The following is a 24,578-nucleotide window of genomic DNA, read 5'->3' on the forward strand; positions in this document are numbered from 1 at the left end:
AAAGCATACTCCCGGCCATGAAACCCTATGTCCTGATGGCGGCCTTGATCGCCGGAAGCAGCCACGCCGCGCCTCCGGCCTCCGCCGCGCTGTCCACCGCCCCGCACCAGCAAGATCTCAAATCGGTGCGCAAGGAAATCGACACCCTGAAAAAAGACATCGCCCAGAAACAGGCGGTGCAAAAAGAAGCCCAATCGGCGATCAAGGAATCGGAACAAGCCATTAGCCAGACCAGCCAGGCGCTGGTGAAGCTGGAAAAGAAACAAAGCAGCTCGGAACAGCAGCTCGAAGCGCTGCGCGCCCAGATCAACGCCAGCCGCAACAGCCTGGCCGCGGTGCGCCAGCGCGTGGCCCTGATGCTGGCGCGCCAGTACAAGAGCGGCCAGCACGACGCGATGAAGCTGATGATGAACGCGAACGACCCCAATCAGAGCGCGCGCGACCTCGCCTACTATCAGCACATCGCCCGCGCCCAGCAGCAATTGGTGGCCCAGCTGATCACCCACCAGCACGAGTTGGAAGCGCTGTCCTTCCAGCTGGAGCAGGAACTGGCGCGGCTCAACTCGCTGTCGGACCGCAAGAGCCAGGAAAAGAGCTCGCTGCAGCAGGACAAGGCCAGCCAGCAGCAAGAACTCAACAAGGTCACCGGCGAGATCAAGACGGGACAGAGCAAACTCAGCCAGTTGCAGGAAAACGAAAAACGCCTGACCGGCCTGATCGCCCAGATCAACAAGGAAATCCAGCGTCGCCGCGCCGAGATCGCGCGCAAGGCGGCGGAAGAACGCAAGGCCAGGCTGGCCGCCGCCCGCGAAGCCGCGCGCAAGGAAAACGAACGCCGCCGCAAGCTGGCGGAAAACGCCAAGAAACAAGGCAAGCCGGTGCCGGAGGAAGCCAAGCAGACGGTCACGGTGAAAGAGGAAGCCATCACCGACGTGGCCGACGACAGCGCCGCCGGCCGCGCCTTCGTCAGCCTGCAGGGGCGGATGAAAATGCCGGTGGCCGGACAATTGGTCGGCCGCTTCGGCAAGCCGCGTCAGCAAGGCGTCAGCTGGAAAGGCCTGTTCATCCAGACCGCCAACGGCACCCCGGTGCGCAGCGTGGCCGACGGCACCGTGGTGTTCGCCGATCAACTGCGCGGTTTCGGCAACGCCGTTCTGGTCGATCACGGCGGCAATTACATGACGGTCTATACCGGACTATCGGTGATAGGCAAATCCGTGGGCAGCAGCGTCAAGGCCGGCGACACGATCGGCAACACAGGAACACTGGACAGCGGCGAATCCGGCCTGTACTTTGAAATCCGACACATGGGACGACCCCTAAACCCGCAAGCCTGGGCGCGCTAAGCCAGGCAACGGAGACAGATAACAAACATGAGCAGCCAAAGAATGAAGAAGATTGCCTGGCTAGTGGCCGGCGCCATGGCCGGCGGCGTGCTGACGCTGAGCATGCAAGCCTTTGCCGACAAGGGCGAATCCCCTCTGCCACTGAGCGAGCTGCGCACCTTCGCCGAAGTGTTTGGCCGCATCAAGCAGGACTACGTCGACCCGGTGGAAGACAAGAAGCTGATCACCGCCGCCATCAAGGGCATGCTGACCGGTCTGGACCCGCACTCCGACTACATGGACCCGGAGGCCTTCAAGGAACTCAAGGAAGGCACCCAGGGCGAATTCGGCGGCCTGGGCATCGAGATCGGCGCCGAGGACGGCCTGGTCAAGGTGGTGTCCCCTATCGAGGACACGCCGGCGCAGAAGGCGGGCATCAAGAGCGGCGACCTGATCATCAAGATCGACGACACCCCGGTGCGCGGCCTGTCCCTGACCGACGCGGTGAAGAAAATGCGCGGCAAGCCGGGCACCAAGGTCACGCTGACCATCGCCCGCAAGACCGAGACCAAACCGCTGGTGTTCACGCTGGCGCGCGCAGTGATCAAGACCAAGAGCGTCAAATACAAGCTGTTGGAGCCGGACTTCGGCTATGTGCGCATCACCCAGTTCCAGGAGCACACCTCCGAGGACCTGGCCGCCGGCGTGCAGGCGCTTTACAAGGAAAACAAGCAGGGGCTGAAAGGCCTGGTGCTGGACCTGCGCGACGATCCGGGCGGACTGCTCAACGGCGCGGTCGGCGTATCCGCCGCCTTCCTCGCCAAGAACCAGCTGGTGGTCTACACCGAAGGCCGCACGCCCGACGCCAAGATGCGCTTGACCGCCAATCTGCAGAACTACGCGCGTCCGAACGGCAGCGACCCGCTGGCCCGCCTGCCGGTGGAAGCCCGCAACGTGCCGCTGGTGGTGCTGGTCAACGGCGGCTCCGCCTCGGCGTCGGAAATCGTCGCCGGCGCGCTGCAAGACCACAAGCGCGCGGTGCTGGTGGGCACCCAGACCTTCGGCAAGGGCTCGGTGCAATCCATCATGCCGCTGGGCAACGCCGGCGGTATCAAGCTGACCACCGCCCGCTACTTCACGCCCAACGGCCGCTCGATCCAGGCCAAGGGCATCGTGCCCGACGTGGTGGTGGAGGACGGCACGCTGACAGCGGCGGAACAAGCCATCCGCGTGCGCGAAGCCGATCTGGAAAACCACTTGGCCAACCCCAACGGCGAGGACAAGCCGGCGTCCAAGAGCAGCGTCAAGCCGGCTCCCGCTCCGGCCCCCCAGCCGGCCCCGGCCAAGCCGGATGACGGCAAGGACAAGGCCAAGCCGGAAGAAAAGAGCCAGTTCGGTCCGCGCGATCCCAACCCCAAGAACGACAACCAGCTGTCGCAGGCGCTGAACATTCTCAAGGTGCAGCAAATCCTGCAGAAAAAAGGCAGCTGATCCCGCGACGGCAGCCATCGCGCGCCCCTGGTTTTTCCAGGGGCGTTTTTCATGCGCGCCCGCTATTGTCCTCCTGCAAAACACCGTCATTCCTGCTACGCTATCCGGCTCAACCCTAGTTTTCCGGCCGGAGCCGCTGACCCCATGCTTACCCGCGAATTCGTGCTTTCCTTTCGCGAAGCCGCCCCCTATATCAACGCCTACCGCGGCAAGACCTTCGTGCTGGCCGTCAGCGGAGAAACCCTGCAGGACGGCGAATTCGCCAGCCTGGCCCAGGACATCAACCTCTTGGTCAGCCTGGGCGTGCGCATCGTGCTGGTGCACGGCATCCGCCCGCAGATCGAGGGCCTGCTGAAACGACACGGCATCGCCCGCCTGTTCCACCGCGACCGCCGCGTCACCGACGCCGCCACCATGGATGTGGTCAAGCAGGCGGCCGGCGCCACCCGCTGCGACATCGAAGCGCTGCTGTCCATGGGCATGCCCAATTCGCCGATGCACGGCGCCCACCTGCGCGTGGCCGGCGGCAACTTCGTCACCGCCCAGCCGCTGGGCGTGCTGGACGGCGTGGACATGCAATACACCGGCCAGGTGCGCCGCGCCGACGGCGCCGCCATCCGCGCCCGCCTAGACCACGGCGAGCTGGTGCTGCTGTCGCCCATCGGCTACTCGCTGACCGGCGAGGCCTTCAACCTGACCATGGAAGAACTGGCCACCCATGTCGCCATCACCTTGAAGGCGGAAAAGCTGATCTTCGTGATCGAGCAACGCGGCGTGATGCTGGACGAGGAACTGATCAGCACGCTGACCGCGCAGCAGGCCGAGGATCTGCTGGCCTCCGGCCGGCTGCAGGAAGACGTCAGCGCCTACCTGCCCTACGCCATCCGCGCCACCCGCGAAGGCATCCCGCGCGCCCACTTGATCAGCCGCCACGCCGACGGCGCCTTGCTGGTGGAACACTTCACCCGCGGCGGCAACGGCACCATGATCGCCCGCGATCCGCTGGTGAGGGTGCGCAACGCCAGCATCGAAGACATCGGCGACATCATCGGCCTGATCCAGCCGCTGGAAGAACAAGGCGTGCTGGTCAAGCGCAGCCGCGAACACCTGGAAGTGGAGATCGGCGAATACTCGGTGCTGGAACACGACGGCAAGATCTACGGCTGCGTGGCCATGCACTCCTTCCCCGACTCCGGCACCGCCGAACTGGCCTGCCTGGCGGTGGCTCAGGACAAGCGCGACGGCGGCTTCGGCGAGATGCTGCTCAAACATGTGGAATACCAGGCGCGCACCCAGGGCCTGCAATCGCTGTTCGTGCTCACCACCCAGACCGCGCACTGGTTTGTCGAGCGCGGCTTCGCCGAGGCGGACAAGAGCGCGTTGCCGCTGGCGCGGCAGCAGTTCTACAACTATCAGCGCCGCTCCAAGGTTTTCGTCAAGGTCTTGTAAGCCTAGGGCCGCGTCGAGGTTGGAAGCGTTTCATCTCTGTGACACAATATTGAATTAACCTTTTTCCGATATTTTAAGGATTGCGCCATGAGCAGAACCGTCAATTGCGTCAAGCTGGGCCGCGAAGCCGAGGCCCTCGACTTCCCGCCGCTGCCGGGCGAACTGGGCAAGCGAGTGTTTGAGAACGTGTCCAAGGAAGCCTGGCAAGGCTGGCTGCGCTATCAGACCATGCTGATCAACGAAAACCGCCTGAGCCTGGCCGACGCCCGCGCCCGCCAGTATCTGGCCGCGCAGCTGGAAGCCTATTTCTTCGGCGACGGCGCCGACGCTCCCGCCGGCTATACTCCGCCGCAGAACTAATCGCCATGCCCAGCCCTCCAAGCGAGGGCTTTGTTTTTCCCTGAACTCTCCACTGTTGGCTTGAACCCCGTATGTCACACACGCAAGACCTGCTGATCAACCGCGAACTTGGCCTGCTCGAATTCAACCGCCGCGTGCTGGCCCAGGCGGAAGACGCCAACCTGCCGCTGCTGGAACGGCTGAAATTCCTGTGCATCGTGTCCTCCAACATGGACGAGTTCTTCGAAGTGCGCGTGGCCTGGCTGCAGGAAACCGCCGAGGCCACCCCGGAGCGCATCCTGGCCGACGGCTCCACGCCGGAACAGGCGCTGGCCAAGGTGGCCACCGCCGCCCACCAATTGGTGCGCGACCAGTACGCGGTGATGAGCGAAGTGCTGTTCCCGGCGCTGCGCGAGGAAAACATCATCTTCCTGCGCCGCAATGAATGGAGTCCGGCTCAGCAGCAATGGGTGCGGGATTTCTTCTTCCGCGAACTGATGCCCATCCTGACCCCGATAGGTCTGGACCCGTCCCACCCCTTCCCCAAGGTGCTGAACAAATCCTTGAACTTCGCGGTGGAGCTGGAAGGCCGCGACGCCTTCGGCCGCGCCTCCGGCATCGCCATCGTCCAGGCGCCGCGCATCCTGCCGCGGGTGATCAAGCTGCCGGCGGACGTCAGCGACGGCCACCGCCACACCTTCGTCTTCCTGTCCTCCATCCTGCACTCGCACGTGCACGAGCTGTTCAGCGGCATGGCGGTCAAGGGCTGCTACCAATTCCGCGTCACCCGCGACAGCGAGCTGACGGTGGAAGACGAGGAAGTGAAAAACCTGCGCACCGCCTTGCAAGGCGAGTTGCGCCAGCGCCAGTTCGGCGACGCGGTGCGGCTGGAGATCGCCGACACCTGCCCGGCGCACATGGAAGAATTCCTGCTGACCCAGTTCAACCTCAAGCCGCGCGACGTCTACCGCGTCAACGGCCCGGTCAATCTGGTGCGGCTGATGCAGGTGCCGGACCTGGTGGACCGGCCGGATCTGAAGTTCACGCCCTTCATCCCCACGCTGCCGGAAATGCTGCGCAAGAAAACGCCGCTGTTCGACGCCATCCGCAAAGGCGACATCCTGCTGCATCACCCCTTCCAGAGCTTCCAGCCGGTGATAGACATGCTGACGCTGGCCGCGTCCGATCCGCACGTGGTGGCCATCAAGATGACGGTGTACCGCACCGGCACCGACTCGGTGCTGATGGAATCGCTGATCGCCGCCGCCCGCGCCGGCAAACAGGTGACCGTGGTGGTGGAATTGATGGCCCGCTTCGACGAGGAAGCCAATATCGGCTGGGCCAGCCGGCTGGAAGACGCCGGCGCCCACGTGGTCTACGGCGTGATCGGCTACAAAGTGCACGCCAAGATGCTGATGGTGGTGCGCCGCGAGGAACACGGCCTGCGCCGCTACGTGCATCTGGGCACCGGCAACTACCACCCGCGCACCGCCCGCCTCTACACCGACTTCGGCCTGCTGACCTGCAACGAGCAGATCGCCAGCGACGTCAACGACATCTTCGTGCAGCTGACCGGCCTGGGCCGCGCCAGCCAGCTCAAGCTGCTGTTCCAGAGCCCGTTCACCCTGCACAGCATGGTGATGGAGGCGATAGACCGCGAAATCGCCCACGCCCAGGCCGGCAAGCCGGCGCAGATCATCGCCAAGATGAACGCCCTGCTGGAAAGCCAGGTGATTCACGCGCTGTACCGCGCCAGCCAGGCCGGGGTCAAGATCCAGCTGATCGTGCGCGGCGTGTGCGCGCTGCGGCCCGGCGTGCCGGGGCTGTCCGACAACATCGTCGTGCGCTCCATCGTCGGCCGCTTCCTGGAACACCCGCGCGTGTTCTACTTCCACAACGACCGCAAGGAAGACCTGCTGATCGCCAGCGCCGACTGGATGGGCCGCAACTTCTTCCGCCGCATCGAAACCTGCGTGCCCATCGTCGACGTCAAACTCAAGCGCCGGGTGATCAAGGAAGCGCTGCGTCTCTATCTGGACGACAACGTCAACGCCTGGGACATGCTGCCGGACGGCAGCTACAAACGCCGCAGCTCCCGCGGCAAGCCGCACTGCGCGCAACTGCAATTGCTGGAAGAGTACACCCGCTGACACCCGGCCCGCGGCCTGGCCGCGGGCGCGTTCCCCCGCAAGGACCACCATGGAAATCGCCGGCTACAGTCTTGCCGCCCTGCTCATCGTCGCCGGCCTGGCCGGCACCATGCTGCCCATCATCCCCGGCCTGCCGCTGATGTTCGGCGGCCTGCTGCTGGCCGCCTGGCTGGACAACTTCAACCATCTGGGCGCGATCAGCCTGATCATCATGGCCCTGCTCACCGCGCTGGGCCTGGTGATTGACTTCTTCGCCGGCCTGCTGGGCGCCAAGGCCAGCGGCGCCAGCAGCCAGGCGCTGTGGGGCGCCTTCATCGGCGGCATCGTCGGCATGTTCTTCGGCCTGGCCGGCGTGCTGCTCGGCCCTCTGGTCGGCGCCGTCATCGGCGAGTTCATCGCCCGCAAGGACGCCTTCCAGGCCGGCAAGGTCGGCATCGGCACCTTTATCGGCTTCATCGTCGGCGCGGTGGCCAAGGTGGCCTGCGCCTTCGCCATGCTGGCGACCGCGGCGCTGGCGCTACTGTTCTAGCGGCCGCGCGGCTGACCTAAGAACCTATTCAAAGTCTACTGCGCTTCGGCGATACGGCGTTGAAACCGGCTTCAGAATGCTCATGTACTGTATGTACATTCCGCTTCTTCAGCCGTTTTCGCCTTGTCTCGCCCTTGCTCGCGAGACTTTGAACAGGCTCTACACCGGGGGATTTGGTAGAATCCCGGTTTATCCCCTTCAATCCAGCGTGAATACCGATGGCACAATATGTAATGTCCATGCTCCGCGTGAGCAAGATCGTTCCGCCCAAGCGCCAGATCATCAAGGACATCTCCCTGTCCTTCTTCCCCGGCGCCAAAATCGGCCTGCTGGGCCTGAACGGCGCCGGTAAATCCACCGTGCTGCGCATCATGGCCGGCGCGGACAAGGAATACGAAGGCGAGGTGCAGCACCTGGCCGGCGTCAAGATCGGCTACCTGCCGCAGGAACCGCAGCTGGACCCTGAAAAAACCGTGCGCGAGGAAGTGGAAAGCGGCATGGGCGACGTGATGGGCGCGCAAAAGCGCCTGGAAGAGGTCTACGCCGCCTACGCCGACCCGGACGCCGACTTCGACGCGCTGGCCGAAGAACAGGCCAAGCTGGAAGCCATCATCGCCGCCGGCGCCAACGACAACGTAGAACACCAGCTGGAAATCGCCGCCGACGCGCTGCGCCTGCCGCCGTGGGACGCCAAGATCGCCCCGCTGTCCGGCGGCGAGAAGCGCCGCGTGGCGCTGTGCAAGCTGCTGCTGTCCAAGCCCGACATGCTGCTGCTGGACGAACCCACCAACCACCTGGACGCGGAATCGGTGGAATGGCTGGAGCAATTCCTGGTGCGCTTCCCCGGCACCGTGGTGGCCGTCACCCACGACCGCTACTTCCTGGACAACGCCGCCGAATGGATTCTGGAACTGGACCGCGGCGAAGGCATCCCGTGGAAAGGCAATTACTCCAGCTGGCTGGAGCAGAAGGAAGCCCGCCTGGCGCAGGAATCCAAGAGCGAAGGCGCGCGCATGAAGGCGATGAAGCAGGAACTGGAATGGGTGCGCCAGAACCCGAAAGGCCGTCAGGCCAAATCCAAGGCGCGTCTGGCCCGCTTCGAGGAACTGTCCAGCTACGAAACCCAGAAGCGCAACGAAACCCAGGAAATCTTCATCCCGGTGGCCGAGCGCCTGGGCAATGAGGTGATCGAGTTCAACGGCGTGTCCAAGGGCTTCGGCGACCGCCTGCTGATCGACAATCTCAGCTTCAAGGCCCCGCCGGGCGCCATCGTCGGCATCATCGGCCCCAACGGCGCCGGTAAATCGACGCTGTTCAAGATGATAGCCGGCAAGGAACAGCCGGACAGCGGCGAGGTCAAGATCGGCCAGACCGTGCAGATGGCCTTTGTCGAGCAGACCCGCGAGGGCCTGGACGGCGACAAGACCGTGTTCGAGGACGTGGCCGCCGGCGCCGACATCCTCACCGTGGGCAAGTTCGAGATGTCCAGCCGCGCCTACCTCGGCCGCTTCAACTTCAAGGGCGCCGATCAGCAGAAAAAGGTGGGCATGCTCTCCGGCGGCGAACGCGGCCGCCTGCACCTGGCCAAAACCCTGCTCCAGGGCGGCAATGTGCTGCTGCTGGACGAACCGTCCAACGACCTGGACGTGGAAACCTTGCGCGCGCTGGAAGACGCCTTGCTGGAATACGCCGGCACCGTGTTCGTGATCTCCCACGACCGCTGGTTCCTGGACCGTATCGCCACCCACATCCTGGCGGCGGAAGGCGAATCGCAATGGACCTTCTTCGACGGCAACTATCAGGAATACGAAGCCGACAAGAAGAAACGCCTGGGCGAGGAAGCCGCCAAGCCCAAGCGCATCCGCTACAAGCCGATCAGCCGTTAAGAGCCTGGTTACGATCTGCTGCGCGTCGTGAAGCGTGACACAGTGAGTACCGCCTCGAAATGCTCATGTACCTCAAGTACATTCCGCTTTCTCTGCCGTTTTCGCCTTGTCTCGCCTTAGCTCTCGCGATCGTAAACACGCTCTATAGAAAAAAGCCCGGATTCTCCGGGCTTTTTTCATGCGCTCACAGCGTCTTCAACCGCCCGCGGAACTCATCCAGCCGCTGGTAGCCCTTGGCCTGCATGATGGCGGCCAGCTCCGCCTCGATGCGATCGAAGGCACTGACGCCCTCCTCGTGCAGGCAGGTGCCCACCTGCACCGCGGCGGCGCCGGCCAGGATGTGCATGAAGGCCTCCGCCCCGCTCTTCACCCCGCCGCAGCCTATCACATGCTTGTCGGCCAGCAGCAGGGCGAACTCGCGCACATTGGCCAGCGCCGTCGGCAACACGTAGTCGCCTCCCAAGCCGCCCAGCCCGCCCTTGGGTTTGATCACCGCGGACTCGCTGTCCAGATCGATCACCAGGCCGTTGCCCACCGAGTTGATGCAGGTGACGAAGCGCAGCAGCGGGAAGGCGTTCAACACCGCGGCCATGGCGGCGAAGTGCGCCGGATCGAAATACGGCGGCAGCTTGACGCCGAACGGCCGCGCGTACACCCGGCTGATCGCCGCCAGAGCCTCGGCGCTGGCGGCGAAGTCATAGCCCAGCTGCGGCTTGCCCGGCAGATTGGGGCAGGACAGGTTCACCTCCGGCAGGCAGGGCAGCTTCAGCGCCGCCAGTTCGGTCAGGATGGTCAGGGTGTCGTCCAGCGTCATGCCGGACACGGACAGAAACAGCGGCTTGGCGTCGTCGTAAGCCTGGGCGTAGTCCAGGTAATAGCGGTAGCCCTCGTTGGGCAGGCCCATGGAATTGATGCTGCCCAGCGCGGTGCGCCGATAACGCGGCTCGGGATTGCCGGCGCGCGGCTCCAGCGTGCAGCTCTTGGTCACCACCGCGCCGGCGGCGGAGCGGCGCACCTGCTCCAGTTCCTCCCGCGTGCGGCAATAGACGCCGGAAGCGTTGAACAGGGGGCTGGCCATCTTCATGCCCAGCCAGGAAACGGATAGATCCAGCGACATCGCGCCCTCCGGCGAATTCATCTGCCGGCGATGATAGACGCAAGCCTCGCCGGCCATGCTGCGCCAAGTCAAAACCGGCGCGGACGCCGCAAAACAAACGGCCGCCCTGAAGGCGGCCGCGTCTTAACGCCGAAATCCCCGGAGCTTACATTTGGGACTGGATATAGTTCTGCTCGCCCACCATATCGATCAGGCGCAGTTGCTGCTCCAGCCAGTGGGCGTGGTCGTTCTCGGTCTCTTCCAGCAGCACCATCAGTTCCTGGCGCGTCACGTAGTCCTTCACGCTCTCACAGTGGGCCACCACTTTTTTCAGCAAGTTGCCGACGCGGTATTCCACTTCCAGATCGCTGGCCAGCATCGCCCGCACGTTCTCGCCCACCACGATGGGCACGCGCTTGGCCACGTTCGGCTTGCCTTGCAGGAACAAGGTGCGCGCGATCAGCACCCGCGCGTGCGACAACTCGTCCTCGCGCTCGTGATCGATGCGCTCGAACAGCTTGTGCAGACCGAAGTCCTTGTACATCTCGGCATGAATGAAATACTGGTCCGCGGCGGACAGTTCTTCCGCCAGCAGTTCGTTCAGCAACTCGATGGTTTTGGGATCACCTTGCATAAAACGACCTCTTGTTGTTGTAGTTCAATAACGCCGGCGGGCGCGCCGCCGGCGCGAACGGAATTCGCGAACCATTCATTCTAAGCCCTCAGGGCCACAGTTGCACGCCGGCTTGATAAAACGCGAACGACAACAACCAGGCCAGTCCCACCGACCACGCCACCGACATCGCGGTGTAGGCCTTGCTGCGCGACTCGCGGTACATCGCCGCCACCGTGGACAGGCAGGGCACGTAGATCAAGGTGAAGATCAGGAAGCTCATCGCCGAGCGCCAATCCAGATGTTGCAGCAAGGCCGCGCCCAGGCCGGCCTCCGGCACCCCGTAGATCACCGCCAGGCTGCCCAGCAGGATTTCCTTGGCGATGAAGCCGAACAGCAAGGCCGCCGCCAGTTCGTGGCGGATGCCTATCGGGTCCAGAACCGGGGCCAGCAGGCTGCCCAGAGCGTCGGCCAGGGTCTTGCCCTCGCCCGCCGGCACATGGGTCAGCAGCCAGACCAGCACCACGCCCAACAGGATGAAACTGGAGGCCAGTTGCAGAAAGGCCCGCACCTCCCCCACCGCCCGGCTCAGCAAATGGCTCAAGCCGGGCAGCCGGTACGGCGGCACTTCCAGCAAGAAGGCCTCGCCGCCGGCGTAACGGCGCTTGAACACCCAGGCGGTGAACACCGCGACGGCGAAGCTCATCAGATAAAGCCCCATCAACACCCACGGCGCCTGCGTCGGCGTGAACAACAGCCCGGCGAAGAACACCACCACCTGCAAACGCGCCGAACACAGCGAAAACGGGATCACCAGCATGGTCAGCAGCCGCTGCTTGCGCTCGCGCATCACCCGAGTGCCCATGATGGCCGGCACATTGCAGCCGAAGCCCATCAGCTGCATCACGAAGCCGCGGCCGTCCAGCCCCAGCCGCGCCATGAAGGCGTCGGTCAGATAGGCGGCGCGCGCCAGGTAGCCGGAATCCTCCACCATCGCCATCAATACGAAAAACACCAGCAAAATGGGCGCGAAGGTCAGCACCGTCGACACCCCCTGCCAGATGCCGTCCAGCGCCAGGCTCTGCACAATCTCGGGCAAGGGCGCGAGCAAGGGCGTCAGCGCCTGCTCCTTGATCCAGTCCAGACCGGCGCCGGCCAGCTCCTGCAATGGGGTGCCGATCTGATACGTCAGATTGAACAGCAGCGCCATCAGCGCGAAGAACAGCGGCAGGCCCAGCCATGGATGCATCAGCCAATGGTCCATCTTCTCCGTCAGCCCCGCCGGCAGCACGGGCGGCAAGGCCCAGCACCCAGCCAGCCGCCGCTTGGCCTCCGCCATCGCCTCCCGGGTGTCCGGCACCGCGTCCAGCCTGGCGCGCGCCGCCGGACCGCCATCGTTGGCCAGCCGGTTCAAGCCCGCCATCAGCGGCGGCCAGCCTTGCATATGCCGGGCCGAGGCCAGAAACACCGGCGCGCCCAGGCGCTCCGACAAGCGCTCCACATCCACGCTCACGCCCAGGGCCTTGGCCTCGTCGGCCATATTCAGCACCACCAGGCAGTTGAGGCCGCTGGCCAGCACCTGCAAGGCCAGCGGCAGTTGCCGGTCCAGCTGGCTGGCGTTGAGCACCAGGACGGCGCCGTCGAAGGCGCTGGCCAGCAGCACGTCGCGCACCACCGCCTCGTCGTCGGAATAGCCGGTCAAATCATTGACGCCGGGCAAATCCACCAACTCCACCATGTGGCCGCCCAGCAACAGGCGCGCGCTGCTCAACTCTATGGTCAGGCCCGGCCAGTTGCCGACGCGCTGCGACATGCCGGTCAGACGGTTGAACAAGGTGGACTTGCCGGTATTGGGCAGGCCGATCAGGGCGAAACGCTTCATACCGCCACCCTCGCCACGATGAGGCGCGCCAGGCTGCGGCGCAGCAGGAAGCGCGTGGCGCCGACGTCCAGCAATAATGGCCCGCCCAAGGGCGCCGCCCGACGCAGATAAAACCGGCAGCCTGGCTCCAGGCCAAAGGCGGCGACGCGGCGCATGGCCTCTTCGGCCAGCTCCAGGCTGTCGACCACGCCGTGGCGTCCGGCGGGGAATGCATCCAAAGTCAACATGATGATCCGATCAAGAACGAGAATGGTTTGCATTAGTATATCCAGCCGAACCCCGTCGAATATCGGCAAACCGCGGCAATTCCCGCCCTGCTTGACCTGCATCAATAGCATTGTCCTATCCGGATCGACGATGGATTATCGATAGCCGGCCACTGCGCTTGCGGTTAAAATCGCGGACAATCAATCGACAAGCTACGGGCCCAAGACAATGAGCATCAAATCGGACAAGTGGATTCGCCGGATGGCGGACGAGTACAAAATGATCGAACCCTTCGAGCCCAACCAGATCAAGATGGTGGACGGCCAGAAGGTGATCTCCTACGGCACGTCCAGCTACGGCTACGATATCCGCTGCGCCGACGAATTCAAGGTGTTCACCAATATCAACAGCACCATCGTCGACCCGAAAAACTTCGACCCCAATTCCTTCGTGGAAGTCTCCGGCAAGGGCTATTGCATCATCCCGCCCAATAGCTTCGCGCTGGCCCGCACCGTGGAATACTTCCGCATCCCGCGCTCGGTGCTGACCGTCTGCCTGGGCAAATCCACTTACGCCCGCTGCGGCATCATCGTCAACGTCACCCCGTTCGAACCGGAATGGGAAGGCTATGTGACGCTGGAGTTCTCCAACACCACGCCGCTGCCGGCCAAAATCTACGCCAACGAGGGCGTGGCCCAGGTCTTGTTCTTCGAATCCGATGAAATTTGCGACGTGTCCTACAGCGACCGCGCCGGCAAATACATGGGCCAGGTGGGCGTGACCCTTCCGCGCCCCTGAAACGCTTCCCGCCAGCAAAAAAGGGATGGCTTAGCCATCCCTTTGTCATTTAAATCCCGCCAAATCCGTCCTCGCAATTTCACCTTAATGTTCTAGGATAAACAGAGGGTTAGCTGACTTTCCCGGTTGGTCGGCCCTTGTACAGCAATTGATTTCTTCTTGGGGCGTAGCGGTTCCCCCTTGCCGTTGCGCCCCTTTTTTTATCCGCCGATCCCATTGCCCTGCCTCCGGTTTCTTGCCATGATCTTCGCTTTGGCGAAAGGCGGAAATATGCCGGACATATATGATTTTTCCATTGAGTCTTTAAACGGGCAGACCCTGCCGCTGGCGAGCTATCGCGGCAAAGTGCTATTGCTGGTCAACACCGCCAGCGAGTGCGGCTTCACCGCGCAATTGGGCGGCCTGGAACAGCTGTACCAGCGCTACCGCGAGCAAGGCCTGGAGATCATCGGTTTCCCCTGCAATCAGTTCGGCGGCCAGGAGCCTGGGGACGCCGCCGCCATCGGCCAGTTCTGTCAGAAGAATTTCGGGGTCAGCTTCCCGCTATCCGCCAAGATCGACGTCAACGGCGGCGACGCGCATCCGCTCTGGCGTCATCTCGTCGCCGCCAAACCCGGCTTGCTGGGCAGCCGGCGCATCAAATGGAATTTCACCAAATTCCTGGTGGACGGCGAAGGGCGCATCCGCAAGCGTTTCGCCCCCTACGTCAAGCCGGCGGCGCTGGAGCGCGCCATCGAAAGCCTGCTGCGAACGCAGAAGCGCTAGATTCTCTAGCGACAGCTCAGCTCAGTTCGCCGGACAGATAGAACCAGCGGCCGTCCTCGCGCAGGAAACGGCTGCGCTCGCGCATGCGTTCGGCCTTGCCGCCCACCTTGTAGCGCGCGGAGAACTCCACCACGCCCTCGGCGTCGGCCGCGCCGCCGGCCTCGGTCGCCAACACCTCCAGGCCCAGCCATTTGACCAAGCCGGCGTCCGCGGCCAGATCCAGCGCCTGCGGCCGGGTGCTGGGATGCCAGCTCGCCAGCAGATACGCCTCGTCGCCGCGCGCATAAGCGGTGTAGCGCGAACGCATCAAGGCTTCCGCCGTGGGCGCGGGCGCACCGTCCGCCCCCAGGTAACGGCCGCAACAGGCCGCGTAAGCGCCGCCCAGCCCGCAGGGACAGCCGGCCGCGTCCGGCTTGGCTTTCTTGCCCATGCTCAAGCCCCCAGGGCCGGCAAGCCGTACAGCTTGAGCAGGAAGTTGGTGAAGGCCGGCTCGGCCGGTTTCGGATTCATCTTGGGCCAGCGCCGCATCCATTCGCGCAGACGCTCGTCCATCTTGGCGCGAAACGTTTCCTGGTCGATGCGGCCCGCCTCGCGCTCCACCGTCAGATAGCGGTACATGGCGAAGGTGTTGTCGTCGATGGGATTGGAGCCCACCGCCTTGAGCCGGAACGCGCCCAGTTGATCCGCGGCGGCCAGCCGGGTCAACTCGCCGCTCTTGACCTTGTCGGCCAGGCGGTTGGCTTCCCGCAGCAAGGCGTCCGATTTGGCGCTGGGCGCCGGCGCCGTCTGCGGCCGGCTCTTGGCCGGCGAGGAAGGATGCGAGCTGATGGGCGCGCCCAATTGCTGCAGCGCGCTGCAGGCGGACAAGCTCAGGGCCATCGCGGCCCACAAGAAATAACGTTTCATGCCGGGAATTCTACTCCTGTCCTGATTCGGCGCCGCCGCGCGGCGCGTTCTGCTGCGACCGCCCCGCCCACGCCAATGTTCCGTCCCGTCAATGCAAAACAGCCTGACAAACGGGTCTGTCAGGCTGTTTTACGTTCATGCCACGCGGCCGCGGCACGCTTATTCCGCCGCGTCGCCTGCGGGTTCGGCCGGAGCCGGAGCCGGGGCAGGGGCCGCCGTGGCCGGCTTGGGCGCGGACATCTGTTCCGCCGCCTTTTTCTCCTCGGCGCTGACTTCGCCCACCGGCTTGTTGGCCAGATCGAACCGCTTGCCGCCGCGCGCCAGAGACTTCACGTAGCGCGGCTTGCGACAGTGATTGGCCACCACGCGGGAGATCAGCGTAGAGTCGAACTGCGGCAAAGCCGCGATCAGGCTCTCATGGATGCCCAAGGCCAGCGGACGAAACTGGCGGAAAACGTCGAACTTGCTGTAGACATGATCCGCGATCATCTCGGTCTGCTTTTTCTTGGACAGACTTTGTACAGCGGACTTAAGTGCAGCACCGAGTGCCGTTTCAGTATTTGGCTTCATGAACTTCTATCTAGATCCATTGATGCAAAAGCAGCGCATGCTGCCCAATCAAGCGAAGCGCCGCAACCCGCCGCCCGGCCAGCTTGACAGCCGGTGAAAAAATGACGACATCGTAATGCGGTTTGACCAAGGCGCTCCGACAAGACGCCGGCGCGCCGTAAAAAATCGCCGAACATGGCGAAGGCCTGGAACCGGGCCCAAGCGGCGCGGCCGGTCCGAAGACCAGGCGCCCGCCCCCATCGACCGCCGCTGTTTGTCGGCGGAGGCGCCGACTTGGCGGTCATGGGCGAAAACACCAGACGGAACGCTTCGGGCGTTCCCTCGCTCGGGCTGGCGCTTACGAGGGAGGGAGAGTACTAAGTAATGCCCCTTGATGTCCAGCATTAGACGCCGATTGCGCCCTTTCCGCCCTTATCCCGTCTTTCTTTTGCCACTTTCTCAAGCGTGAGCCGGCGGCTTACAGGCAGGCGACGGGAAAGCGGCGATTCAAGCTGTCCCAGTCCGTCGCCGCGTCAGGGCCGGCGCTAGCCACCACGCAGGCCGCCAGCCGATTGCCCAGATCCACCGCGTAATGCAGCGGCCAGCCGCTGGACAGGCCGGCCAACAAGCCGGCGCAATGCGCGTCGCCGGCGCCGATGGTGTCCACCACCGAAACCTGGTAGCCGGGCAGGTGCCACGGCGCGTCGGTGCCCGGGCACACCCAGGCGCCGTCCTGCCCCAGCCGGCAGATCAGCGTCAGCCGGTAATCCTTGGCGAAACGCTGCGCCGCCGCCACCGGATCGCCGTCGCCGCACAACAGGGCGATCTCGTCCCGGTTCAGCGTCAGCAAGGTCTCGGTACCGCTCAGAGCGGACAGAAACGCCAGCTCCAGCAAGACGACGCGCGGACCGGGGTCTATCACCCGCAACTGTTCCGCCGGCAAGGCCAGCAGCCAGGCGCGCAACGCCCTTCCGCCCTCTCCGGCCAGCTCATAGCCGTTGGCGTACACCAGGCCGTCTGCGGGCAAGGGCAGCGCGTCCAACTGCTCGCGCGTCCATTCCGTCTCGCAACCGGAGATCGAAATGAAGCTGCGCTCGCCGCTGGGCTCCACCATGGCCACGCACCAGCCGTTGTCGCGATCCGCGTTGCGCAGCAGCACCGGCAAGCCCAGCTCCCGCATGGCCGCGTCTATCGCCGCGCCCCAAGGGCCGTTGCCCACCGGCATGCCGTTGATCACGGGAGCGTTCAACTGGCGCAACGCTCGCGCCACATTGAAGGCGCAGCCGCCGATCTCGCGTTCCTGCTGCAACGCCTCCACGTCGGCGCCGCTGCGCGGCAATGCCGGGAGGGTCAACACCACGTCGCCCACGGCGCCGCCCAAAGCCAGGATGGCTCTGGTCGGATGATAGTTTGGACACGGAATGGTCATGCGCGTCGCTCCTTCAGCAACAAATACAATCCATAAGCCAGCAAACTGGTCCCAAAGGATACAAACAGCCCCAGGCTGGAATCTGCGAAAACGCCCACAGCCAGCGGGCCGTCGATGAAGCCGGTCTTGCTCACCAGCAGGCCGCAAGCGGCGCCCAGCAGCCAGCACAGCAGCGGACCGCCGCGGAAGGCCTGCCGCCCGTCGCCGGACAGGGCCGCGGCCTCATAGCCTTGGCGGTGACGCAACAAGAGGTAATCCAGCACGAACACCGCCTCCCAGGCCGCCAGAAACACGCCGCAAAACAATAGAAACGCGATGAAGGGCCCCAGGAAGTCGCTGGACACGAACAAGACGTAAGCGGCGATGGCCAGCACGATCAGCGCATTGATGGACACCGCCTGCGCCTGTCTGACCTTGACGCCTATGGTCAGCAGATTGAGGCTGGCCGAATACAGGCTAAGCACGGCCATGGTGACGATGCCGGCCGTCGCGGTCAGCAGATAGGGCACCGCCATCCAGGCCGGCAGCACCGCGCCGATCTTGGCGATGGGATTGGCCGCGCTGGCCAGATCCGGGATCTGCGCCGACAACAGCACCCCAGTGAAGATCAGCAGCATCAGCGGCAGCGACGCCCCCACCATCACCGCGCCGAAAATGCTGCCGCCGGACGCTCCGCTCCGCTGGTAACGGCTGTAATCGGCGCCGGCGATGGCCCAGCTGATGCCGGTGCCCGCGGCGATCACCGATACCGCCGGCCAGAAACCGGTCAGCCAGTCGCCGTCCGGCCGCGCCAAGATGGCGCCCCAGTTCGCGGTCGTCGCCACGTACAGAATCACCACCAGGGTCATGCTGCCGAAGATCCGGCTCAGCCAGCTTTGCATCCAGACCACGGTGGCCTGGCCCAGCAGGCTGACCACGATGGTCAGACCGATGAACAGGAACAAGCAGACCGCGGTCAGCGGACGGCTTTCCGCCATGCCCAGCGACTGGCACAAGGCCGCCAGCGTCAAGGCGCCGGTCACCACATTGACCGCCTCCCAGCCCATCAGGTTGAACCAGCTGAAGACGGTGGGCGCGGCGTTGCCGCGCAGGCCGAAAATGGCCCGCGACAAGGTCAGCGTGGAAGTGCGGCCGCGCTGGCCGGCAATACTGGTCAAACCCACCAGCGCGAAACTGGCCACTCCGACCGCCGCGGCCAGCAAGGACTGGTAGAACGACAGCCCGAAGCTGGTGACGATGCCGCCGTACACCACGCCCAGGATGCCGATATTGGCGGCCAGCCATACCCAGAACAACTCCACCGGCCGGCCCTTGCACTCATGCTCCGGCACCAGATCTATGCCCGCGCTCTCCAGCCGCCAGCCGTCTACCGCTTGTACATCGCTCATCCCCTCACCCCCTCAACCGCAATGCGCACAAAGCCCGCGCGTAAGATTCGAAATCAACGCCATTCACGTCCCGGATGCGTTCCCGCCATGCGGCCGGCAAGGCGTCCGCCCCCTGCAAGGCGCCGCACACCGCGGTCGCCATCGCGCCTATGGTGTCGGTGTCTCCGCCCAGATTCGCCGCCAAGACCGCGCAGCGGCGCGGATCGCCTTGCGCGCAGTCCACCAGGGCCAAGGCGGCGGGCACCGACTCTATTGTGTCCATGCCGGCGCCCAAGGTCTGGTACAGCTCGGCCACCACGGCCACATCGTCTTGGCCCCGCAAGCCTTCCGCCAGCTCGAAGCCCCAGGCCAGGCGCCGGCTCAGCAAGGGGCTGAACGTCGTCACCCGCTCCAGCTGCGCCAGATCGGCAATGGCGGGCAGCTCGGCCTTGATGTCGGACCAGGCCGCGCCCTCCACCGCCCGCGACACCGCCCAGGCGATGGCCGCCGCGCCGGCCACCGCGATATCGGACTGATGAGTGGGGCTGCAACTCAGCCTCACCGCCTGCACGAAAGCCGCGCGGTCCTGGCTGGACAGCAGGCAACCCAGCGGCGCCACCCGCATCGCCGCGCCGTTGGTCACGCCGTTGGCGCCCAGAGAATCAATGGACTGGCCGGACAAAATAGCCCTGAGCGCAGCCTTAGAACTGGGCCCCAGAATATTCTTGTTGAAGGCGTCGATGCGCTCGGCCCAGGCAATGATGTTGTCCGCGATGCGCTCCGGCTCCACCGCGCCGTCCGCGGCGATCAACGCGTCCATCAAGGCAATGGCCTGCTGGGTGTCGTCGGTAAACTCTCCGGCGGCGAACTCGGAAGCGGCGAAATTCTCGGCCGGGCCCGGCAGAAAATCGTCTATCCAACCAAAAAACGCCCGTACCTGCCGCTGCGGCCACAGCTCCGAAGGCATGCCCATAGCATCTCCCGCCGCCTGCCCGTACAGGGCCCCGAGAATGGACTGGTAGCCCTTGCTGATCATCGTCAAACCCTGCCTCTCCGCCAGGATGCCCATCGACCGCCAGAACCTGCTTACGATCCGCCACGCGTCAAGGAAACAAGGAGCCGCCCGCGAAACGCCCATGCCTCGCAGGCGCATTCCGCTTTCCCGGCTGTTTCGCCTTGCCCCGCCTTCGCGCAACGCGAGCGTAAACAGGAACCATGGACTTCGATTGGCATCGTATGATAAGTCCAATACAAATCCAATAGTACATAACCATACTATTGATCAGGAAAGCATGCCACAGAGCTCAGCCCACCCCATTGCCGTCGGCATTGATTTAGACTGAAGCCCGCACGCACAGGAGCTTTCACACGATATGAGCGAGATTCTAGAATGCCTGTCCGCCAGCCTGCGGCAGCCCGGCGCAACGCCGCGCTATCTGCTGATCGCCGACGCGCTGGAACAGGCCATCCGCCAGCACCAGTTGCCCGAAGGGGCGTTCCTGCCGACCGAGCGGCAGATGGCGGAAAAACTGGGACTGTCGCGCGTCACCATCAGCAAGGCGATGGCGGAACTGGAACGCAAGCGGCTGATCACCCGTCAGCAAGGCCAGGGCACTCGCGTCGCCCAAGCCTTTCGCTATTCGCTCAACGACAGCGGAGGTTTCACCGAGCAGGTGCTGCGCAGCGGCGGCAGCGTGGCCAATCAGTGGCTGTTGCGGCGGCGGGAAAGCGCGCCGGCCGCCATCGCCAGCCTGCTGCGCCTGCCTGTCGGCGCGGACATCGCCAAGCTGCGCCGCCTGCGGCTGATGGACGGCACGCCGGCGGCGCTGGAAACCACCTATATCCCGCTGGCCTACCTGCCCGAACCGGAGCGTCTGGAACACTCGCTATACCAATGGTGGGAACGCCATGGCGTCGAGATCGGCCGCAAGACCTTCCGTCTGGCCTCCTGCGCGGCGGATCAGGACTGCGCCGCCCTATTGCATGTGCAGGCCGGCACGCCGCTGCTGCGCATCCGGCAGACCAGCTTGAACACGGCGGAACAGGTATTGGAGTTCAGCGAAGTTTTGTGCCGCAGCGATCTCTATGAATTCGAGGCACAGCTTTAAGAGAAGCCGATAAAAACCCCGCCCAGCGCCAGGCTGTGCGGGTTGTTTTCGTCTCGTGGACGGTTTTGCCGTAGTGGTGCCCCGGGCCGGAATCGAACCGGCACGACCGAAGTCGAGGGATTTTAAGTCCCTTGTGTCTACCAATTTCACCACCGGGGCGGGCAAAGAGACGGCGATTCTATCCCAGAGCCGGGCCGCTGGCAAACAGGGATGGCGATCAAGGCCATGGCACGCCGCCGCGGGGGACGGCGGGCTTGATCCCGATCCGGGACAAAGAGGAGAAACCACGCAGAGCTTGGCGATTGCGGGCGCGGGCTGAACAAAGCAAAAGCCCCGCAAGTCTTTGACTTACGGGGCTTTAACTGGAGGCGGGGGTCGGAATCGAACCGGCGTAGACGGATTTGCAATCCGCCACTTAATGTTAAAAATCAATTAATTACAATAACATCCACTCCAACAACCACTCATTCGTTTAAATGTGAATCACCTTATATAAGGAATAACATAAGATTTGCATGCATAACGCGCATGAAAGTGCATGAACGAAGCGAGCCCGCCAGCTGGCTGGAGCGCTGCGCCTGAAGCATTTGCGGGGTATCTATGCAGGTGCATAAATCGCGGCCTATTTAGTGCGGGGGCGAGGCGGGGCTTCGATAGCGCGCGCCGGGGTATGGGTGGGGTCTTGACGGTTGCCGGACGGGCTTGGGGGTCTGAAAATGGGGCATGCCGGGCCGCTATCACTCATGGCTAGGCGCTGCCGTTCTGGACGGGGGCGGCAGCATGCAAAAAGGCCGCCTTGGTGGCGGCCTTATATGGGGCGGTGTTGCCCTATTATGTTTGGCTTCCTGGGCGGTAGGGCAGGAACTCGATGATATCTTCCCCGACCATGTCGTTGATGGCCGAGAGTCGCGTCTGAAGCGGGACAATCTCGCCTTCGTGGAAGGCTTCGTCCGCCTTGCTAACGTCACCGAAGCCGCCGGTATTGCTGGGGACGATGCCCAGAAGCTGAGGCGGGACACGGTGCGCGGCCAGGACATCATCGCGGGTCACGTTCTTGATGTTGAAGAACTCGTCTCGCGCGGCCACTTCGCTGATCGGAATGATCTGCACTCCGTCTTTCTTGCCGCCCGGCGCGTACATGAACAGATTGCGGAAATTCCCCACGCCTTTGGACTCTTTCACTTTCTGCCGTAACTCGTCCACGTCCTTCTGGCTATGGGCGGCGTCGGTCATGTAGAGCAGGAAGCCGGCGTGCGAGCCATTCAAATAGTATTTGCGCCGAAACAGAGTCGCCGACTCATTCAGCCATGCGCTGTTCAACGCGGCCAGGTATTCCGGCAAGCCGTAGATTTCCTGATTGATGTCGGGTTCGATCAGGTGGCAGACCTCGCCCAGTTCCTGCTCCTGACCATGGTTCGGCACCCACCAGTATTGACCGGCCTCTTTGCCGCGGCGGGTGTGTTTGGCCAGCGCCGGCTTGTGGCGGATGGTGCCGCCCAGGACATTACGCTCGCGCTCCAGATAGCCGTTGCCGAAAATCAGAAAATCCTGCGCCAGGATGGTGAAATGTTCACGGGACAGCAGCTTGTGCGGCTTGAACAACGCGGCCAGGCGGTTGCGCTTCACCGCCAGCGCGCTGGCGTGGTGGACGCTGGCGCGCCAGCTCCGGGCTAGGCCTTCCCAAGAAATCGGCGGTTCGTACCACTTGCCCGCGTCCGAACACTGCAAGTAGTCGAGGATTTCGCGCCGGTCCAACACCGGGACCGGGTCGCCAAAGCTGAAGGCTTCCATCTTGGTGGCGCCGGCGGCTGTTTCTTGTTGGGTGGCGCGGATGCGTCGATTGCGTGGCTTGCTCATCAGGAAAACTCCATGAAGCTGGAAGACACGCCGCTGGCGCCCTCCAGCGGTTCGTTGATCAGGGTATGCATCACGGCGAACGCCAGATCCGCGTGACTGGTTTCTTCGGAGCGGCCGGCCTGGAAGGTCACGGCGCGGCCGCTGGCGGTACTGGTTTTCTTGATCGACAGAAAGGACGCGGCGATATCGGTGTTGCCAGCGTCGAACTCCAGCCGGCCGTGGTGGATCACGTCCATGGCCTTGAGCACCATCTTGGTTTTCAGCTCCAGCGAATACTGCAGGCCCACCGCATCCGGCCGGAACTGCTTCACCAGCTGGAACACGCCGGAGCCCAGGCCGGTGGCGTCGATGCCCAAATAGCCGACGTTGTAGCGCTCGCACTGGTCCTTGATCGCCTTGGCCTGGGCGGCGAAGTCCCAGCCCTTGAACTGCATGCGCTCCAGCACGCGGAACTTGCCGCCCGGCGTCAACGGCGGCGCCACGATCACCAGCGCGGCGCTGTCACCGCTCTCGCTTGGGTCATAACCCAGCCACACTTCGCGGTGGCCGTAGGGCCGCAGCGCGAACGGCTTGAAGTCGTCGGACCATTTCTCCCAGCTGTCCACCATGCAGCACTGCAGCGAAGCGAAGGAAAACACGCTGGCGCCGTCGTCGATGAACTGGCAATAGAACAGCTGCAGCAGTTCCTCCGGGCTGTACTCCAGCCGCAGCCGGTCCAGATCGAACAAATCGCAGCCGCCGCGCAAGGCGTCTTCGATGGTGACGATCTGGCGCCACTGGCCATCGGCGCAGAGCAGGCCGCCGGCCAGCGCCGCATGGCTGACGTCCAGCTTGATGTGGTCCTTCTTCGGCCGGCCTTTGTTGTAGTGCTCGCCGGTCCAGAACGGGTAAGCCTCGTGGCTCATTGCCGACGGCGTCGAAAAATAGGTCATGTGGAAGCGCTTTTGCGACGCCATCGCGCTGACCAGCTTGCGCAGCTCCTGGTAACGCGGAATCCAGAACACCTCGTCAACGTAGACATTGCCGGAACGGCCCTGCGCGGTGCGGCCATTGGTCCCCAGGAAGGCCAGCTCCGCGCCGTTGGGCAGCTTGATCACCTCCCCTTTCAGCTCCACATCCGCAGCGTCGCGGGCAAAGTCGACGATATAGGCCCGGAACAGGTGGGCCTGGGCCTTGGACGCCGACAGGAAAATCTGATTGCGCCCGGTCTGCAGCGCGTCGATGAAGGCTTCGTGGGCAAAGTAATAGGTCGCGCCGATCTGGCGGCTTTTGAGGATGTTGCGGATGCGTTCGGTCTGGCCGGCGCGGTGCCAGTTCTTCTGATAGCCGAACATCTTGTCGAGAAAGACCGCCACCAGCTTGGCCTGCTGCTCCTCGCTGATCGCGTTCTTCTCCGGCGCCTTGCGCGGCTTGGCGTTGCGGCCGGCCACCTTCGGATTAAGGTCAGCCTCATTGCCGCCGGTGCGATAGCGCCGCACCCGCTCCAGCCGCTCCATCTGCCGACCGAGAGCGTCCAGCTCCTTGTATTCGCTGTTTCCCTTCGTCGGCATGCTGATCAGCTGAATCATGCGCGTTTCCAGCGCGCAATCCACCCGCTCCAGCGGCGTGGTTTCGTCCCACTGGTCGCGGCGCTTCCAGCTGTGGATGGTCGCCGGCTTCTGTTTCAGCGTCTCCGCAATGCGTGCCACCCGCCAGCCTTGAAAGTACAAATGCTTGGCCAGGCGGCGCGGGTCCAGATCGTCGGGAATGGGAAAAGTGCTCGTCATGCCGCGAGTGTGCAGAGCGCTCCCGGCTAAATCCCGCCATGCCGGTTGTCCTGCGGCGTGGCACAA

General features: G+C 64.0%; 22 protein-coding genes and 1 tRNA gene. 10 read left to right on the forward strand and 13 right to left on the reverse strand.

The window, feature by feature from the left end:
* The first annotated feature begins 17 nt into the window (after positions 1-17).
* From JC616_RS17265 to ettA, 7 genes are all read left to right on the forward strand, one after another.
* A complete protein-coding gene (locus JC616_RS17265) occupies positions 18-1,346 on the forward strand; it encodes a murein hydrolase activator EnvC family protein (protein ID WP_107798494.1) in 1,329 nt (442 codons plus the stop codon).
* Between the two features lie 42 nt (positions 1,347-1,388).
* Positions 1,389-2,816 carry a S41 family peptidase gene (locus tag JC616_RS17270; RefSeq protein WP_107798493.1) on the forward strand — a complete coding sequence of 476 codons (1,428 nt, stop codon included), beginning with the start codon at positions 1,389-1,391 and terminating at the stop codon, positions 2,814-2,816.
* Between the two features lie 144 nt (positions 2,817-2,960).
* The gene (argA, locus tag JC616_RS17275) at positions 2,961-4,265 is read left to right on the forward strand and encodes an amino-acid N-acetyltransferase (protein ID WP_107798492.1); all 1,305 of its coding nucleotides are present in this window, start codon (positions 2,961-2,963) and stop codon (positions 4,263-4,265) included.
* Between the two features lie 87 nt (positions 4,266-4,352).
* A complete protein-coding gene (locus JC616_RS17280) occupies positions 4,353-4,625 on the forward strand; it encodes an oxidative damage protection protein (protein WP_048409108.1) in 273 nt (90 codons plus the stop codon).
* Between the two features lie 71 nt (positions 4,626-4,696).
* On the forward strand, positions 4,697-6,754 hold the full coding sequence (gene ppk1 / locus JC616_RS17285) for a polyphosphate kinase 1 (protein WP_227104447.1): 2,058 nt from the start codon (positions 4,697-4,699) through the stop codon (positions 6,752-6,754).
* 49 nt (positions 6,755-6,803) lie between these two features.
* On the forward strand, positions 6,804-7,283 hold the full coding sequence (locus JC616_RS17290; protein ID WP_019100492.1) for a DUF456 domain-containing protein: 480 nt from the start codon (positions 6,804-6,806) through the stop codon (positions 7,281-7,283).
* 218 nt (positions 7,284-7,501) lie between these two features.
* Positions 7,502-9,169, forward strand: coding sequence for an energy-dependent translational throttle protein EttA (gene ettA / locus JC616_RS17295; RefSeq protein ID WP_107798490.1), 1,668 nt, complete (start codon positions 7,502-7,504; stop codon positions 9,167-9,169).
* Positions 9,170-9,353: 184 nt separating this feature from the next.
* Here the strand turns inward: ettA and JC616_RS17300 are convergent, their stop codons facing one another.
* The 4 genes from JC616_RS17300 to JC616_RS17315 all read right to left on the reverse strand — a co-directional run bounded on the left by JC616_RS17300 (position 9,354) and on the right by JC616_RS17315 (position 12,987).
* Positions 9,354-10,286 (reverse strand): dihydroorotate oxidase, encoded by a 933-nt coding sequence (locus JC616_RS17300; protein ID WP_227104449.1) that lies wholly within the window; start codon positions 10,284-10,286, stop codon positions 9,354-9,356.
* A 145-nt stretch (positions 10,287-10,431) separates the two neighbouring features.
* Positions 10,432-10,899, reverse strand: coding sequence for a bacterioferritin (gene bfr, locus JC616_RS17305; protein ID WP_043591049.1), 468 nt, complete (start codon positions 10,897-10,899; stop codon positions 10,432-10,434).
* An 88-nt stretch (positions 10,900-10,987) separates the two neighbouring features.
* A complete protein-coding gene (feoB, locus tag JC616_RS17310) occupies positions 10,988-12,760 on the reverse strand; it encodes a ferrous iron transport protein B (RefSeq protein ID WP_227104451.1) in 1,773 nt (590 codons plus the stop codon).
* The gene (locus tag JC616_RS17315) at positions 12,757-12,987 is read right to left on the reverse strand and encodes a FeoA family protein (protein ID WP_227104454.1); all 231 of its coding nucleotides are present in this window, start codon (positions 12,985-12,987) and stop codon (positions 12,757-12,759) included. The genes feoB and JC616_RS17315 overlap by 4 nt, the downstream gene beginning before the upstream one ends.
* 208 nt (positions 12,988-13,195) lie before the next feature.
* On the opposite strand from JC616_RS17315, the gene dcd reads away from it, so the two are divergent.
* Both dcd and JC616_RS17325 read left to right on the forward strand, forming a co-directional pair.
* Entirely contained in the window at positions 13,196-13,765 is a 570-nt protein-coding gene (dcd, locus tag JC616_RS17320; protein ID WP_048412542.1) for a dCTP deaminase, read from the forward strand.
* Positions 13,766-14,035: 270 nt separating this feature from the next.
* On the forward strand, positions 14,036-14,530 hold the full coding sequence (locus JC616_RS17325) for a glutathione peroxidase (protein WP_227104456.1): 495 nt from the start codon (positions 14,036-14,038) through the stop codon (positions 14,528-14,530).
* Between the two features lie 16 nt (positions 14,531-14,546).
* Here the strand turns inward: JC616_RS17325 and JC616_RS17330 are convergent, their stop codons facing one another.
* From JC616_RS17330 to JC616_RS17355, 6 genes are all read right to left on the reverse strand, one after another.
* The gene (locus tag JC616_RS17330) at positions 14,547-14,960 is read right to left on the reverse strand and encodes a YchJ family protein (RefSeq protein WP_227104458.1); all 414 of its coding nucleotides are present in this window, start codon (positions 14,958-14,960) and stop codon (positions 14,547-14,549) included.
* 2 nt (positions 14,961-14,962) lie between these two features.
* The gene (locus JC616_RS17335; RefSeq protein ID WP_227104460.1) at positions 14,963-15,436 is read right to left on the reverse strand and encodes a putative periplasmic lipoprotein; all 474 of its coding nucleotides are present in this window, start codon (positions 15,434-15,436) and stop codon (positions 14,963-14,965) included.
* 159 nt (positions 15,437-15,595) lie between these two features.
* Positions 15,596-16,006, reverse strand: a complete 411-nt coding sequence (locus JC616_RS17340; RefSeq protein ID WP_227104462.1) for a ProQ/FINO family protein — start codon at positions 16,004-16,006, stop codon at positions 15,596-15,598.
* A 457-nt stretch (positions 16,007-16,463) separates the two neighbouring features.
* Entirely contained in the window at positions 16,464-17,414 is a 951-nt protein-coding gene (locus JC616_RS17345) for a PfkB family carbohydrate kinase (protein WP_107798483.1), read from the reverse strand.
* Entirely contained in the window at positions 17,411-18,802 is a 1,392-nt protein-coding gene (locus JC616_RS17350; RefSeq protein ID WP_227104464.1) for a purine-cytosine permease family protein, read from the reverse strand. The genes JC616_RS17345 and JC616_RS17350 overlap by 4 nt, the downstream gene beginning before the upstream one ends.
* Positions 18,803-18,806: 4 nt before the next feature.
* Positions 18,807-19,817 carry an ADP-ribosylglycohydrolase family protein gene (locus JC616_RS17355; protein ID WP_227108601.1) on the reverse strand — a complete coding sequence of 337 codons (1,011 nt, stop codon included), beginning with the start codon at positions 19,815-19,817 and terminating at the stop codon, positions 18,807-18,809.
* A 337-nt stretch (positions 19,818-20,154) separates the two neighbouring features.
* On the opposite strand from JC616_RS17355, the gene JC616_RS17360 reads away from it, so the two are divergent.
* Positions 20,155-20,889, forward strand: coding sequence for a GntR family transcriptional regulator (locus JC616_RS17360; RefSeq protein ID WP_227104466.1), 735 nt, complete (start codon positions 20,155-20,157; stop codon positions 20,887-20,889).
* 74 nt (positions 20,890-20,963) lie between these two features.
* On the opposite strand, the gene JC616_RS17365 is transcribed toward JC616_RS17360, so the two are convergent.
* From JC616_RS17365 to JC616_RS17375, 3 genes are all read right to left on the reverse strand, one after another.
* A tRNA-Leu gene (locus JC616_RS17365) sits at positions 20,964-21,048 on the reverse strand.
* Between the two features lie 672 nt (positions 21,049-21,720).
* Positions 21,721-22,746 carry a phage portal protein gene (locus tag JC616_RS17370; RefSeq protein ID WP_227104468.1) on the reverse strand — a complete coding sequence of 342 codons (1,026 nt, stop codon included), beginning with the start codon at positions 22,744-22,746 and terminating at the stop codon, positions 21,721-21,723.
* Positions 22,746-24,512: a terminase ATPase subunit family protein gene (locus tag JC616_RS17375; protein ID WP_227104470.1), complete on the reverse strand. Its 1,767-nt coding sequence runs from the start codon at positions 24,510-24,512 to the stop codon at positions 22,746-22,748. Before JC616_RS17375 ends, JC616_RS17370 begins: the two co-directional genes overlap by 1 nt.
* Between the last annotated feature and the right edge of the window lie 66 nt (positions 24,513-24,578).

Source organism: Chromobacterium rhizoryzae (assembly GCF_020544465.1).
GTDB lineage: Bacteria > Pseudomonadota > Gammaproteobacteria > Burkholderiales > Chromobacteriaceae > Chromobacterium.